This is a genomic window from Mucilaginibacter ginkgonis (assembly GCF_009754905.2).
In the GTDB taxonomy this organism is placed as follows: Bacteria; Bacteroidota; Bacteroidia; order Sphingobacteriales; family Sphingobacteriaceae; genus Mucilaginibacter; species Mucilaginibacter ginkgonis.
In genome coordinates this window covers 2,773,437-2,789,143 of sequence record NZ_CP066775.1, presented here as the reverse complement: position 1 = coordinate 2,789,143, position 15,707 = coordinate 2,773,437, and the positions used below count along the sequence as shown (strand labels likewise).

Annotated in this window: 8 protein-coding genes; 3 read left to right on the top strand and 5 right to left on the bottom strand. The window is 46.3% G+C overall.

Going from position 1 to position 15,707, the window contains the following annotated elements; all coding sequences use genetic code 11:
- Positions 1–96: 96 nt before the first annotated feature.
- Genes GO620_RS13000 through GO620_RS12990 form a run of 3 tightly spaced genes read left to right on the top strand, consistent with a single transcriptional unit; the run spans position 97 to position 4,439 of the window.
- Entirely contained in the window at positions 97–2,742 is a 2,646-nt protein-coding gene (locus tag GO620_RS13000) for a non-ribosomal peptide synthetase (protein WP_157526955.1), read from the top strand.
- Positions 2,743–3,588 (top strand): beta-1,6-N-acetylglucosaminyltransferase, encoded by an 846-nt coding sequence (locus GO620_RS12995; RefSeq protein ID WP_157526956.1) that lies wholly within the window; start codon positions 2,743–2,745, stop codon positions 3,586–3,588.
- Positions 3,589–3,611: 23 nt separating this feature from the next.
- Positions 3,612–4,439 (top strand): alpha/beta fold hydrolase, encoded by an 828-nt coding sequence (locus tag GO620_RS12990; protein ID WP_157526957.1) that lies wholly within the window; start codon positions 3,612–3,614, stop codon positions 4,437–4,439.
- 120 nt (positions 4,440–4,559) lie between these two features.
- Here GO620_RS12990 and GO620_RS12985 read toward each other — a convergent pair whose 3' ends face one another.
- From GO620_RS12985 to GO620_RS12965, 5 genes are all read right to left on the bottom strand, one after another.
- A complete protein-coding gene (locus GO620_RS12985; RefSeq protein WP_157526958.1) occupies positions 4,560–5,216 on the bottom strand; it encodes a gluconate 2-dehydrogenase subunit 3 family protein in 657 nt (218 codons plus the stop codon).
- On the bottom strand, positions 5,213–6,958 hold the full coding sequence (locus GO620_RS12980; protein WP_157526959.1) for a GMC family oxidoreductase: 1,746 nt from the start codon (positions 6,956–6,958) through the stop codon (positions 5,213–5,215). Before GO620_RS12980 ends, GO620_RS12985 begins: the two co-directional genes overlap by 4 nt.
- A 114-nt stretch (positions 6,959–7,072) precedes the next feature.
- Complete coding sequence (locus GO620_RS12975) at positions 7,073–9,649, bottom strand: BamA/TamA family outer membrane protein (protein ID WP_157526960.1); 2,577 nt, start codon at positions 9,647–9,649, stop codon at positions 7,073–7,075.
- 75 nt (positions 9,650–9,724) lie between these two features.
- On the bottom strand, positions 9,725–12,067 hold the full coding sequence (locus GO620_RS12970; RefSeq protein ID WP_157526961.1) for a hypothetical protein: 2,343 nt from the start codon (positions 12,065–12,067) through the stop codon (positions 9,725–9,727).
- Positions 12,068–12,097: 30 nt separating this feature from the next.
- Positions 12,098–15,700: a metallophosphoesterase gene (locus GO620_RS12965; RefSeq protein WP_157526962.1), complete on the bottom strand. Its 3,603-nt coding sequence runs from the start codon at positions 15,698–15,700 to the stop codon at positions 12,098–12,100.
- Positions 15,701–15,707: the final 7 nt, after the last annotated feature.

Below are 15,707 nucleotides of genomic sequence, written 5' to 3'. Positions count from 1 at the left end.
CTATCCCCTGCTCTTAAAGCCTACGGCAGCTTGCAAAAACGTTAACGCTCTGAACTATCACACAACGGTTTGCGCCGTTGCACTTAATACTATCTAATGGATTTTAAAGATCCTGCATTACTGGCGAATGGTATTCTAAGGCTAGATCAGCTATTTGAGCAGCAGGCGGCTCAAAGGCCTGATAAAACGGCATTAAAATATCATGGCGAGACTTACAGCTATAAAAAGCTGAATAATAACACCGGTCAGTGGGCACTATATCTGCAGGAAAAAGAAATTAAACAGGGCGATGTAGTTGCGGTCGCGCTGGAGCGTTCGCCCGAGCTGATATTCGCTATTTTGGCTATTGTAAAAGCAGGTGCAACATACCTCCCGATTGACACCAATCTTCCGGCAGCGCGTATTAACTACATGCTTGCCGATTGTGGCGCCGAACATCTTATCACTTCCAAAAAATCTTTATTTAATAATCAGGAAGGTCTCATATCACTTTTTGTTGAAGACATTTGGCAGGACAGTTCAAAATACAACAGTGCAGACTATGTTTTTAATGCCGGCGCTGATGACATTGCCTATATTTTATATACATCCGGGTCTACCGGTACGCCAAAGGGCGTTCAGGTCAAACATTCCGGTCTTACAAATTTATTGTTAAGCATACAGAAGTCGCCGGGTTGTACCGCTAAAGATATAGTACTGGCCACCACAACTATCTCGTTCGATATTGCGGCATTAGAAATATTTTTACCACTGGTGAGTGGTGCTACTTTAGTACTGGCTGACGCTGACATCATAAAAGATGGCCGCTTACTAATCGACACTGCCCGCAAAGAAGGCATCACTATTATGCAAGGCACGCCCATTATGTGGGTGAATATGCTGGAAAGCGGGTGGGCGAATGCGCTTAAAATTAAAGTATTCTGCGGCGGCGAAGCCATGTCAAGAGAATTGGCGGGCGGTCTTTTACCAAAATGCCTGGAGCTATGGAACATGTACGGGCCAACAGAGACAACCATCTATTCAATCATTAAGCGCGTTACCGCGGAAGATAAAATTATAACCATTGGTGGCCCTATTGACAATACGCAAATATACATTTGCGATGAGCAGCAAAATGAGGTGGCTGAAGGCGAGACCGGCGAGATCTACATCGGCGGCACCGGTGTTGGTGCCGGATATGTAAAAAAGCCTGAGCTCACCAACGAAAAGTTTATAGACGATAAATTCTCCAGGCATGGCAAACTATACCGCACAGGCGATCTGGGCCGGTACATCGAAAACGGTGACATACAATGCCTGGGCCGCGTAGATCATCAGATCAAGATACGTGGCTACCGTATAGAGACCGAAGAGATAGAGTATCAATTAAAACAATTAGGCGATATAAAAGATGCGTTAGTGGTATTGTTTACAGACTTTTTGGGCCATCAGCATTTGGGCGCTTATGTGGTTCTTAATGACGCTGAAGGTGTAATAAATGCTGCCAAACAAAATAATTGGAAATCGGGCCTTAAGAAAACATTGCCGGAGTACATGGTACCCGATGTGTTTAAGGCTATCCCTGCAATACCACGCTTGGTAAATGGTAAGATAGACCGAAAATCGTTGCCGGAATTTGTAATAGGCGAAGGCGTGGTCAATAAATTTGAAGAAGCTGGTTCAGCGACAGAAAAATCATTATCTGCTATTGCGCTAAAACACATTGCCATTCAAAAGATCGGTATTAATGACAACTTCTTCGATCTGGGTATGGATTCGCTTACGGCGGTAAAGATCATGGTTGACATTGAACAGCAATTTTGTAAACGATTGCCGCTGTCAATGATGATACGCTACCCAACAATTAAAGAACTGGCAGCGTTCTTAGACCGTGACACCCCTGATAATTCATACAAGAGCCTTATTCCTTTGAAACCCGAAGGCAGCAAAGTGCCGCTATACATTGTTCATGGCATAGGTTTGAATTTACTGAACGTCCGCTCGATGGTGGCCAGCCTGGATGAAGATCAGCCTGTATTTGGCTTACAACCTGTTGGCTTAGATGGTACCATGACCCCGATGGACAATATGGAAGATATTGCTAAATTCTACATTGATGAGATCATCGCGCACAACCCGGTTGGGCCATATCTTATTGCAGGGTACTCTTTCGGCGGGTATATCGCCTTTGAAATGGCAAGGCAGCTTAAATTGCGCGGTAAAGAAGTAGCCATGCTGGGTATGTTTGACTCAAACATTTTACCTAAGGACTGGCAGCTGCCCATCTTTGAGCGCATGAAGAAAAAACTGACGCGCCAGATCTTAAAAGTTCCTTTCCGCATAGGTACGTTGTTTACCCATCCAGTAGAGGCGCTCAAATACCTGTCTGTTTACTCAGCCGGTAAGGCCAGAAATATCCTGTCTCGATTTGGCGTAAAGTTCAATCCAAACCCCGACAATCTGCCTGTTTATATGCTTGACATTATTGGAAAGTTGGAAACAGCCTATAGAAACTACAAATTGCAGCCGCTGGATATAGAGCTGATCTTGTTCAAAGCACGCATCCGTATGTTTTATGTGGACGAAGGTAAATACCTGGGCTGGAAAAAGTATGCCCTAAAAGGTATAAGGGTTTACAACGTTCCAGGCGATCACAAGGATATGTTTAACCCGCCAAACGACAAGCAACTGGCAACGGTTTTGCAAAAGAGGCTGGATGATGTTCAAAGCCACTCCTACCTGGATACGCCTCACCACGTGTAAATGCGGTTAGCCCACCTCATATTAGCACATAACAATCCGCAGCAGTTGCACAGACTGGTAAGCAGGTTGGTTTGTGCCGATACTGATGTTTTTATCCACTTGGATAAAAAGGCTGATACATCAGTATTCGCGGATATAAACAAATTGCCAGGGGTGCAATTCATTGCAGGGCGGGTTGATGCGGGTTGGGGTAATTTCAGTATAATGCAGGCAACGCTCAACGGCCTGCAAGAAATTTTAGGTATGGGCAACACCTACAGTCACATTAACTTGTTGAGTGGCGCGGACTATCCGCTTAAAGATCCGGAGACGATAAAGCAATTTCTGTTCGCTAACGCGGATAAGACCTTTATTCGCTATAAACATATCTATAACGATTGGCCGGAGACCCGTTCACGGTTTGATCTGTATAGCTTTGGCGATTATAAGTTCCCCTTAAGGTTCAGGTTGCAGAAACTTGTGTCGCGCATTTTAGGAAACCGCAAACTGCCCCGCGGCCTGGAGCCTTATGGTTTTTCTCAATGGTTTACCATGACCCCCGAAGCCGCGCAATATTCTTTGGATTATCTAAGAAATAATAAAGCGCTCCGCCGTTTCTTCCGCATGACGTGGGGTGTTGACGAACTGGTATTCCAAACCATACTGCTTAATTCGCCGCTAAAAGAAAAAATTGTAAATGACCATTTGCGCTTTTTAAAATTCCCGAGCCGGGCATTCAGTCCGGATGTATTGACCATTGCTGATAAAGATCTGATGGTAAACTCGGGCAAGTTTTACGCCCGCAAATTTGACCCTGCTGTAGATTCGGAAATTCTTGATTATCTTGATAGCCTGATTAAGGTGTAAACCTGTTGACGAATTTCCCGCTAATGAAATCCCTTTTTTTGCAGTTTGCCATTGCAATTTTGTGCTGTGCCTTTCTTTCTGCATGTAAGCACGCGCCTTATGGCAACAATAAAGCCGTTGGAAAATATTACGACGTTAACGGCATAAAAATGTATACCGAAACTTACGGAAGTGGTAAGCCTTTGCTGCTCCTTCACGGCAATGGGGGCAGTATCAGCACTTTTGCAGGTGTCATACCTTATCTTTCTTTAAAATATAAGGTGATCGTTGCGGACGGCCGCGCCCAAGGCAAAACAGTTTATACCCGCGATTCGCTCAACTTTGAAATGATGGCCGACGACTATGCAGCGTTGCTTGATAAGATGCACATCGACTCGGCAAATGTTTATGGTTGGAGCGACGGCGGAATCGTAGCACTCGAGATGGCCATGCTGCACCCCAAAAAGGTGCGCCGCTTTATATCATCCGGCTTAAACCTTTGGCCCGGAACCTCTGCCATTAACTCTAACGTTTCTAAAGAAGAGCAGGAAGAATATAAAAAATTAAAAGACCAGCCAAAAATAACCACTGCGCAAAAGGAGCGCTGGCGATTGCTGTTACTGGATATGTTTGAGCCGCATATCACTCTTGACCACCTGCACCGGATAAAACCTGCGGGCCTCATTATGGGCGGCGACCACGACGTGATACGGCAAAAACACCTGCGCCTTATTTATGACAATATCCCCAACGCCAACCTTTGGATAGTACCTAACACCGGCCACGGTGTTTTATTTGAACACAAATACAAATTTATGTGGGGCTTGAACAAATTCTTCTCCGGCGATTTCGAGAATAGGAAGGTGTGGTAAAAAAATCCCCTCTTGAGAGGGGGAGCGTAGATAGTGCGTTGGGAGGGGTGTGTCTCAACCCTATTTAAAATTAGATTTTTAACACACCCCTAACCCCTCTCAAGAGGGGAATCTAAAACATTATCCCTTCAAACTCAAGTTCAAATCCTTTTCACTAAAGCCGTATTGGTGTAATACTTCTTTTGGTGGGCCGGGGAAAACGCCGGGCATAGGGCTATTGCCCATATAGCCGATGTCTTTCATGCCCATTTTGCTGCTAAAAAATCCTGTGGCGGTTAAGTCGCGCATGCGGTTAAAGAAGGTTACGCCAGGCTGCATCTCTAGTGTGGCTTTGGCAGGGTAAGCTATCGCGGTTACCATTTCTATCTGCTGGTTATGGCTGCAATCCACAAAAGATTTGCCGTACAGGTTCAGGCATTTCAGGTCGAGCCATTTTAAGCCGCCGCGCATCGGTGTTTGGTGGTCAGGCATATCCTTTACAATAAAACCAATAAAGGCCGGTACGCCCGCGTCACTTGCACTGCCTGAGCGGTCATCTTTCGGGATTATGATATCTGCCAGAACGGTAATCGTAGCCATTTCGTGGTCGGTGAAGAAGGAATCGGCTAATAGTTTTTTATCACGCTCTATCTCAAAGGGTTGCTTGCCCTGTTCATCGAACTTGGCGCCTGCAGCGCTGTCGTCAGCTTTTTTATCGTCGGTTTTGCAGGCTGCAACCAATAAACCGGTAGAAAGGGTGGTTAGGCCAAGGGCCTTAAGTGAGTCGCGCCTGTTCATACAATGTTTAATTTTTGTTTCTGACTTAATATGTATTCGCTGGTGCGCATAGATAGCGCTAATATGGTCCATGTGGCGTTTTTATCGCCCTGCTGAACAAATGGCGCAGCATCAACCACGAAAAGATTTTTACAATCGTGCGCCTGGCAATATTTGTTTAGTGCAGATTTCTTCGGGTCGTCGCCCATGCGCACTGTACCTACTTCGTGGATAATGCGGCCCGGAGCCTCGAGCCCGTAATTGGTGTCCGCGCCCTGTTTGGGCGAAGTGAGCACTGCGCCCATACCATGCATAATCTCTTCAAAGGTGTCCTGCATGTGTTTGGCTTGTTGTATCTCGGCATCGCTCCATTTGTAATGGAAGCGCAAAACCGGAATACCATATTTATCTACAACGGCTGGGTCTATTTCACAGTAATTGGTCTCGCGGGCAATAGCGGTGCCACGGCCGGCCATACCTACACGTGTGCCATAAAAACGGCGGTAATCGTTCTTTAATGAAGCGCCAAATCCGCCCGCTTCGCCGGCGGTGCCATCAGGTTTAGGCACCAAGCCGTTCAACGCATGAATGGCATCGGCGAAACCATAGCTTGGCATGTGCATGCCGCCGCCATACTCTATGTGGTATCCACGCGGGAAGTTTAGTTTCTTATTATCCAGCCACCACGGCGAGTAAATATGCACGCTGCCTACACCGTCTTCATTGTAGCGTTTGCGGTCCATCAGCTTTGGCAAAAAGCCACCCATGGAGGCACCCGTAGAATCATGAATGTATTTACCTACTATACCTGTGCTGTTGGCCACACCATTGGGGTGTGTTTTTGATTTTGAATTGAGCAGCAACCTGGCAGTTTCGCCCGCGCTGGCGCCAAGGATAACGGTCTTAGCACGTACCTGATATTCCTGCAGGTCGTTTTTGTTTACATAAGATACACCTGTAGCCGATCCATCCGGCCCGGTTAACACTTCGCGCACCATCGCATCTGTTATCACTTTTAAGTTCCCGGTCTTAAGTGCCGGAATCACAAGGCAAGATGAAGCAGAAAAATCGCCGTAAATTTTACAGCTGCGGCCGCACTGCCCGCAATTAAAACACTGGCCGCGGTCTTTGTTATTTGGTAAAGCTTCTGTCAACACAGAGCCCCTGCCCGGGATAACAGTAACACCCGCTTTAGTTGCACCTTGTTTAATAAACAGTTCGTGCAAACGCGGTTTAGGCGGGGGCAGGTAAATACCATCCGGCTCGTTGGGCAAACCTTCGGCAGTACCATAAATGCCTATCAGACGGTCAACCTTATCATAAAAAGGTTTTATATCGTCGTAAGTGATAGGCCAGTCATCTGTTAGCCCGTCTATATGATGGCTTTTAAAATCGTCCGGCCCCATACGAAGCGAAATACGCCCCCAATGGTTTGTACGGCCACCCAGCATGCGCGAGCGGAACCAGTCGAACTCGGTGCCATCTTTGGTGGTATAAGGCTCTCCGTCTAACTCCCATCCGCCAAAGGCGGCGTCAAAATCACCAAAAGGGCGCGTGCTGCCTGCGCCGCGGCGCAGTGATTCGTAAGAAAACTTCAGTTGCTGTGAATCTTTAGCAGGATCGAAGTATGCACCGGCTTCGAGCATCAGCACCTTAAGGCCCGCGTGTGCAAGTACATAACCCGCCATACCGCCACCGGCGCCCGATCCCACTATTACGGCATCATACACTTCGGGCGATTTTTTTATCTGGATGTCACTCATAGAGGTTCAATCGGCTTAAATTAATTAGTAGCTTCTGTGGTGCAATTTAATATTCTACCGCATCATTTAATGGGTATGCAGCCACTAATTACTATATAGAATTGATTTAAACCGTTAAAACCTGAAGCCAAAAGTTAGGTAAGGCAAAACGCTTTCATGCGTAATACCTACTACGACCTCGATGATGAGCAATTTGGCAGGCACCACGTAAATGCCGCCGCCATAGCCGTCATGCCAACTGTCTGACGATTCATTTGGGACCCAAACCCTGCCAATGTCGTTAAACCCGATAACCCCGACAGAACCCGGGAAAAGGTACGAACTAAAATCAAACACTTTCAATCGCAATTCAAGGTTATCATACAACATAGTTTTGCCGGTGAAGCGATAGGAGTGGAACCCGCGCAAATTATCTGGCCCGCCCAATTTGAGCTGTTGGAAAAACTCTGCCGTTCCGAATGTAGTGCCGCCGCCAATGCGGTTAGCTATAACGAAGATCGAATCCCGGTCGGGGTTAAAATAAGTGCGAAAATCCGTTAATATTTGCGTGTAAGAATTTTTGCTATTGGTAAGGCCGGCAACTGTATTAACAGTGGTGTTCCAATAAATGCCGGCTGTAGAGTTGTTAGCTTTATCGCGGTTGTCATATTTGGCACCGACTATTAATCCGACGAATGATTTGGCATTGTAAACCGCTTCTTCAGGGTGTTGTCCGGCGTAGGTTGCCAGGAAATGACTAGCATTCGCATCGGCATTGCTGTAATAATACTGACCGGTGATACCGCCGCTAAGTTGCCAGTTGTTATACGTATGATAGATCCTGGCATCGGCAGAGACCGTATTAAAGTGATTGCGATAGTACTTGATGTCATGCGGGTCTTCGTTCTCAAAAACTGTATTGTTACCCACGCCGAAGAAGTTGCTGACGTTGTTAGGCCCTTTCGATACAGCCGTTATGTACAAATCATTATTACTGCCGAATATCTTTTTAAAATCTCCGTAGTAGTTAAACAGAAAAGACTGCCGCCCGAACGAGTAACCTCCAAGAATTGACTGGCGATATCTGTATGGTTCCTGCCTGAAGCCCTGCTTCTCGAACAGGTATCCCGCGATTAAGGTAAGCCCTTCGTCCACGTTAAAATTAGCAGATACCAAAGGCGAAAAATTATCAAACTTAAAAGCCGTACGGTTAAAATAGTTTACAATGGTATCTGAGGATGTGCGCACCTTGGCATCCGTCCGCGACGGTAAAAAGTTTTGCTGATCCTTGCGGTCGTAAACGTACAAGTTGGCTTTGTTGTGCAACTGTTTATCTACAGAAAAGCTGTCCACACCGTCGCCGCCTATCATGCGCACTTTTATAGGCGAAGCTATGTTGCCGGTTACATTAAAGACATCTTTACCTGCCATGCCGTATAGCCTGATCTCTTTGGTGTCTGCAGGATAGAATGTGCGATTGTATATAGACTGCCCCAGAGTGCCGTCTTTCTTAATTTTTACGATGCTAACTGCTACTTTGCCTCTGTCTTGTTCTGCAATATTAAACTGTTCTTTTTTTGCGGTGGCCGGTATATCTACATGGTCTGCTAAAAAGCGGTAGTACTTCAAACCTTCATGCATCAGGTTGTTTCGGCGCTGCTCCATAGCTTTAATAAGAGGAGCTGCGGACAGCCGGTAAATATTTGCCGGCATTCGGCGCATCGCCGATGCGATAAGGTCATCTGTTAGCGCGTTTTGTACATAGGCGATCTGCTCACGCCAGTCTTTTTCGCTTAGCTGAGTAAGAAAGTACCGGTCAAAAAATCGCGCGTTATAATTCCATGCTTCAATGTTTCTGATGTCGCCTGTGTATGGCTGCAACTGGGATTTTAAATATTGATGCGACAGCACAAATGGAAAAATGCCGGATGTAGTGTAAAATACCTTGTCGCGGTCGCGGGGAATGGGTGTGTAAACTATGCCGGTGTCGTTCTTTTCGCGGTCCCATCGCCATTGATCTTCGTGGCGGTCCCAATCGCCAATCACGATGTCAAGCAGCCGTGCACGTAATACCATTTTTTGATCAACGCGGTTGTCGTTGTCATCTTCCAATTTCTTCTCGGCCTTGTCTGTATTATCTGTTTTGTCTACATCCAGCGGATCGCGTTCTTCAAAAAGGAACACATGGTTAGCATATTCCTGCCGGAATTTGCCAAGCCCCGGGTCATCGGCTACGTAAACGATTTGAGGGTTTGAATGCGGAATGCTAAGTGCCTCTGCCAGGGGCGGTACTACGAGCGCAGAAAATGGATGCGAGGTTGATACTTCGTCCTGCAAAATATCTTTGACAATGGTTTTACGCAGGTTTTTAGGTAAGGCGCGTTCCGGGTATTTCTGCACAGTCCGCAGCGACCAGTCATTACCTGCCTTATCTTTTAATTTAAGCGACCGTGTTTGCTTGCCTCCGCCTTGGTCTACAACCTTTAATCCGCCTTTTTCATGTTCCAGATAGAACACCTTCATTTTAACCGGCGTAGCCCATAGTTTACGGTAATTTTCGCCAAATAGCTGCCTATGGAACTTACTGACATGATCATATTCCGGCGCAACCGCTACAGTGATGCTGTCATTTTTGATTTTTTGCGCAAATACAGAAACGCAGCTAAGCGCCGTAAAAAGTAGAAACAGAAAAAAACGTAAATAGGGCCCCATGTAATTATTTCGCAATACCAGGTATGTTGTCACGCTACAACAATCAAGAGTAGCTTTTGTGCGATGTGACGTAAATTAACCTTTGAGGTTTACCTTTACGCGTAATGCTTTAAGACCAGTGACACCTTGCAGGGATTCCAGATCATGGAACTGTGTTTTGCCCGAGATGAGTTTTTGCTTACGGGCTTCGTCTATGTAGCTGATAAACTCGTCGGCCTCGGCTTCATCAAAATATACAATGGCTATCATGCCCGGCTGCGTAAGGCGCTCTTCTGTGCCTTTAATGAAAACTTTATCTATACGCTTTTTAACCACTTCGTATCTGATGTTGTACGCACCCTCTACATCAAAACGGCGTTCATCTTTTCTAAAGCAGATGTCGATAGGGTTAGCATGTACAAATATCAGTTGTGTTGTATCCAGCTTACACCGCATTTTTGCTTTGAGGCCGGCAGTGAGTTTAACGATCTCTATCATAGATGTTAGCTGCCATTTCCTGAACTTGTGCACATGAGCGGGCGTGAACGGAACGGCTGGTGCTATCTCCTGCCCGGCGTAAACATCATACTCTACGCCATCCGTCCTGAACTTTTCGAAATAAGAAGGATAAATGCGCTGAAGATCATGCTGCGCACTCTCGAAAAAACTATTAAGCGACCTGTTGATAAGGCTCATAGAAGATTCGAGGTCGCGGCGGCGTGCAAAGCCTTCGCCAATATGTTCATCTATCTGCTCAAAATAGTTTTCTATCAATTTGGACGCTTCGGCGCCGCTGTCTTTCAGTTTATCTAACAACGGGTGGATGTCTTCCTGAACAAACGTGCGGATATGCATCTCATCATTATCTGTGATCTGTACACCAATACGGTTTTTCCACCTGTTTAGCTGCTTAATCTGCCGTGCATAGGTTGCCTTTGGTTTAAGTTTTGACAGCGCCGACAATGTTTGCACCGCGTGCGTTAAAATGTAATCGAGGTCTTGCTGCAGCGCTTCGTTACGTTTATGGGTAGAGTTGCGGATATCAACCGCGCCATACAGCGGATAAACATCCCTAAACGAAACCGAGTCTATCTCTTTCTGGCGTTTGCCGCTGTCTTTTGCGCGAATGTAGTCCCAGGCGGCCTCGTTAAATTTCCACTCGACAGATTTTTGCAGCCTGGTAAATTTTTCTTTGATCACGTTTTGGATACGCGCGTTAAATTGTTCAATGCTGTTATGAAGCAACTGAGACAACAAGGGTACTGCAGCCTCTAGTTTAGAAAGGAGCCTTTCGAAATGGATCACATTTTTGCGCGAGTATATTTCCAGTACGCCCGTAAGTTGCCGGCTGTAGTAAACCGGCAGCACCGCGTAGGCCACAATTCCCGCCTTGTGCAGGGACTCAAGACTTAAATTATCCTTTATCTTACCCTCCTTTATTTCATTATAAAACACCGCGCGAGGGTTCTTTATATAGTCTTTTAAAGTGGCATTGTATTTTTCGTCAGACACTTTAGAGACGGAGAAGGCATTCATCAGCACACTGCCGAAACATTCCTCTGTTTGCAGTACCAAATTGCCGTTAACCTTTAAAAAAGGGAGCAACGAAAACTCAATAGAGCTATGATTGGTAAGCGTTTGCAGATGGTGGCCAACTTCTGCAAATAGCTCGGCAGTATTAGCCGAATCATTCACCAGCGCCAATTTTATTTTATCGATAGAGTGCTGTGCGGTAATATCTTCTACGGTGATAAGGCTAAAGCCGGTAACCGTAAACATGTCCATAGGTATCAGGTCGCAAAATATTTCGTGACCTGCGTTCTCATGCAAAAACTGCTCGATCAACTCGGGATTTAGCTCGGGCAATGGCTGTTTAGGTGTGACTTGCACATAGGTGGTATCAATGCGGATCTGAAAATATTTTTCCAGATGGCGCGCTTCGTCCATCTGGGTGTAGATCACATCATTGCGCAAGTCTGAAGATATACGGTAAAGTTTTTCAAGTATCAGCCTGTAAAAAAAATCTTCCTGGCGGTTTTTAAAGTGCGCCTTATCCTGGTTGATAATGCTGTTTTTGTATTCATGGTAAGCCTTGATAAACTTGTAAAAGCCGTTAGTACTGTAAATCACTTCACCCGGGATAGCAGAACCTATACCCCAATAATAATCCTGTTCGTTAACTATCGCCGGCGATATCACCGCGTACACTAATTCCAGAATGTCGGGGTACTTGATCGCCTCTTCAGCGGTAAGGCGTCCTTCCAATTCCGGATGCTTACTGAAGCTGTCCAGGATCATTTTATAAAACTGGCCTTTTATGGTTGTTTCCGTCGAGATGCGGTGGCGCAGGTCATCCGTAAATGCCTTGTAGGAATAGGCGGTATCTACATCTATGGTAGCGTTGGTATGCTTGTTAATATGGAAGATGCCGCTATGCACTATACAAAGTTACTATACTATACGTACGTGCTAAATATTAAGTTTTAATGTGACAAAAGGATACCAGCCGTCTTTGGAATAGCCCGTCTGGATCTGTAGCAAAGCCATATCCGCAGGCGCGAAATAAAAACCGCAGGCTAAGCTGTTATGCCAGGTTTTTGATGATATATTATTACCCCACACCCGGCCAATACCGTAGGTTGCCGTTATGCCATACTGCCCCGGTAAAATATATGGCGCCAGCACATTGAACTTGTACCGTGCCGAGAATGTATCGTACAACATTTGTGTACCGGCGTAGCGATACTGGCGTAAGCCAGCCAGGTTTTCAGGTCCGCCGAGATACAGTAACTGGTAGAATGCGGGGCGGCCCAGTGTAAGCCCGCCGCCAATAGTGTTATTAATTACGAACGACGAATTAGTAGTTACGCTTTTGATCAATTGCACTTGCGGAATAAACTGCGTAAAAGAATTTGAATAACCGTTAAGACCGATCAAACCCTGTAGCTTTAAGCTGATGTAAACACCATAAGCAGGTAAGATTGCGCTGTTGCGCTTGTCATTCACGTACCACACGTTGATACCCGCGTGCAGTTTGTCTTTGTTGATCGAGGTGCTGTCGTAATTGTGAATAAGGTTTGGTTGGTCTATCAGCCGTAAATTATCGCCGGGCTGATAATGATAGTATTCAAATGCCGGACCTATCCTGACAAACGTAGACCGTGCCCGGTTATGGAAACGCGCGTAAGCATCCAGACCAATAAGGTCATAGCGGGCGCGGTAATAATCTTTATAGGCGCCTGTCTTATTAAACGGCGAATCATTGCCTGCCCCAAAAAAATTGCTCACTTGCGGTGTATAGATGCGTGCATTAATTTCCAGGTCTGGTTTGCCGAGAGTGTTTAACCATTCCCCGGTATAGTCAACGCGGTTGGCGTTGTTGCCAAAGCCATGCATGTAAGTGATCTGCTGTATTTGCCCCGGCGATTTGCGGAAACCATTTAATATTACTCTTACGCCGCCCTGGGCCCAAACGCCATCATCCGGGTTATAGCCAAAATTGAGAATCGGGATGGTAGTGTTAAAAAGATTGACGGGCTGATAGCTTACAGTGGTTGAATCATTGGAAAAATGCCTGGTGACCAATTGCGCCGCCGCGCCGCTCAATTTCACATCACTTTGTTTGCCATAAATTTTTGTGTGTTGATTAGTACTGGCAACGTTATAAACTTTTTGGCCCCGGCCACCGATCACCCTTACCTTAATAAGTCCCGATTTGTCATCTATAGACACACTATCATTACCCTTGCCCGCGTAAATGCGCACTTCGCGGGTGACAGTATGGTCGAATATCTTTGTATAGATGGCACTGCCGGTGTAGCCACGTTTCGACCTTTTGTAAACGGCTACCAACAGATTGTTGTCAATTGTATCCTTTACAATAAAAACTTCGTCATCGTCGGTCGCCTTAAAATCAACCACCCGGTTAAAAAAGCTGTAGTATTTGTCTGCTTCTGCCACCAAATGGTCGCGGCGATATTGCATCTGTTTAAGCAACGTTTTATGCCTGATATTGTATGCCGCCAAAGGCAGCCTGCGTAATGCTGCTTCTAAAACCGAGTCGGTAAGGTTGGCGGCAAACAGTTTTGCAGTTGCGTCCCAGGTTGCCAAGTCGATCCCTGATAAAAACCTGGAATCAAGCTCATGGCCGTTAAAGTAAAAGTCTTTGATGTAATCTTTATCGGTGGTGTAGCCTTTCAGGTACGGTGACATCCATTTGGCAGACGCCGCGTTAGGGATGATACCCTGATTTACAAAGAATGTCTGGTCGCGGTCGCGGGGCAGGGCACTGTAATATTTGAAATTGCCTTGCGAACGGTTTACCCAGCGCCACTGATCTTGCTGCTGGTTCCAATCGCCAATAAACCAGTCGAGGAGACGCGCGCGCAAAAACTCTAATGTATCAACACGGTTATTATCATTACGGTCGAGTTGTTTCATCATCACACCTGTATTATCCGACCGGTTGCCCGGATTGGCTTCTTCTATAACGCATATCTTTCCCGCAAAATCAGGCTCATAAAAGCTAAGCCGCCTGTCCGGGGATACATAACCGATAACGGGATTGGTATGCGCCACCTTAACCGCCCTGGCCAGCACTGGAACAACCATAGCGGCGTAAGGATGCTGTGCAGATAGCGCGTCGCTAAACCACGATTTTGCAAAGGTTTCGCGGCGTTGTTGCGGAAGCGTTATTTCTGGATATTTTTCTATGCTGCTTAATATCCACTCCTTACCGCTCGCGTCCTTCAATAACAATGATGAGGTTTGGTGTACGCTGCCCAGCCTTACAGGTGTTAAACCGCCTTTAAAAGTGCTTATCTTGATTACCGGCAGTTTAACCGCTGCTGCCCATTCCTTGCGATAATTTTCACCATAGATCTTTCTATGCAAGGGGTTTACCCTGTCGAAATCGGGGCGGGCTTTAACAATTATACTGTCTGCAGCAATTGGCTGTGCCGTGATTAGTTTGAGAGGTTGTATAGGAACATAAGGCTTTGTATAGGTAAACACTTGTGAGTAAACGGTGTCGACCCCGGCGTAATAAGTAAATTTGATGCTTTTATCCGCAAGGAGATCGGCTATCACAAAGCCGGGTTTGGTTTCGGCATAAAGCGAATGCGGCCCTTTTTTTACGAAAGCTTCTTTGGCGCCAGATCCGCTGACCACCTGTATGCGATCATGGTCTTTATTAAACTGCAAACCATGCTCATGCCCCGACACCACCATCATATTTGGAAAGCCTTCAAACGCTTTGTAGATCTTATCAACCATTGTGCGGTAAAGCGGATGGCTCTGATCTTCGGCGGCGGGGAAGCCGTCGCGAAGCACAGGGTAAAGCGCGCCCAGGCCAGGCAACGGGATATATAAATTTTTGTTAACGGATGTAAGCGGGAAGAAGTAATCGCCAATGCCGTAATAGCCCCCATGGTGGCCGTAAGAAATGAACGGATGGTGGTCTGCCAGCATGATCACCTTATCGCGGTTACGGTTAAGGATCTCTTTGAATCGAGCAATGATCTCATCTTCTGTTTTGCAATCGCAGTCCGCGTCGGGGTTTTCTTTTGAATACAGGTAGAGCCACCATTCAGAGTCGAACGCGATGACGACGAGGCTATCATTGATCTTTATCTCGTAGGGGTCCGCACAGCCGTTACCCGGCACCACTTTTAAGAGCGAGTCTTTTTGCTCTGTAATGAATTCCCACTGCCGCTTTATCTTGGCTAAGCCCTGCGGGCCCATGCGGTCCCAGTCATGGTTACCCGGGATAAAATAAACAGGGGCGCCCTTGGCGCGCATTGGCTCGAATTGCGACTTCAATATATCGCCGGTCTCTTTTTCGTTTAGCGCGCCGGGCAAACCCATGCCGGTTGGATAAATGTTATCGCCCAGGTAAATGACATTAGTTTTTCCTGGTAAGATTCTGGCCTGGGCATGGCTTAACACGCCGCCTTGCTGTGTATCGGCCTCGCCGGCGTCACCTATGTAGATAATACGCTGAACAACCTTGCTATCTTGTGCCCTTAACAGCAAGGGAATGCTTAGCAACAAGATGAGCCATAAACGTTTCATTCAATAA

Coding starts and splice junctions, on each gene's coding strand:
- GO620_RS13000 (WP_157526955.1), top strand. CDS start 97: ATGGATTTTAAAGATCCTGCATTACTGGCGAATGGTATTCTAAGGCTA.
- GO620_RS12995 (WP_157526956.1), top strand. CDS start 2,743: ATGCGGTTAGCCCACCTCATATTAGCACATAACAATCCGCAGCAGTTG.
- GO620_RS12990 (WP_157526957.1), top strand. CDS start 3,612: ATGAAATCCCTTTTTTTGCAGTTTGCCATTGCAATTTTGTGCTGTGCC.
- GO620_RS12985 (WP_157526958.1), bottom strand. CDS start 5,216: ATGAACAGGCGCGACTCACTTAAGGCCCTTGGCCTAACCACCCTTTCT.
- GO620_RS12980 (WP_157526959.1), bottom strand. CDS start 6,958: ATGAGTGACATCCAGATAAAAAAATCGCCCGAAGTGTATGATGCCGTA.
- GO620_RS12975 (WP_157526960.1), bottom strand. CDS start 9,649: ATGGGGCCCTATTTACGTTTTTTTCTGTTTCTACTTTTTACGGCGCTT.
- GO620_RS12965 (WP_157526962.1), bottom strand. CDS start 15,700: ATGAAACGTTTATGGCTCATCTTGTTGCTAAGCATTCCCTTGCTGTTA.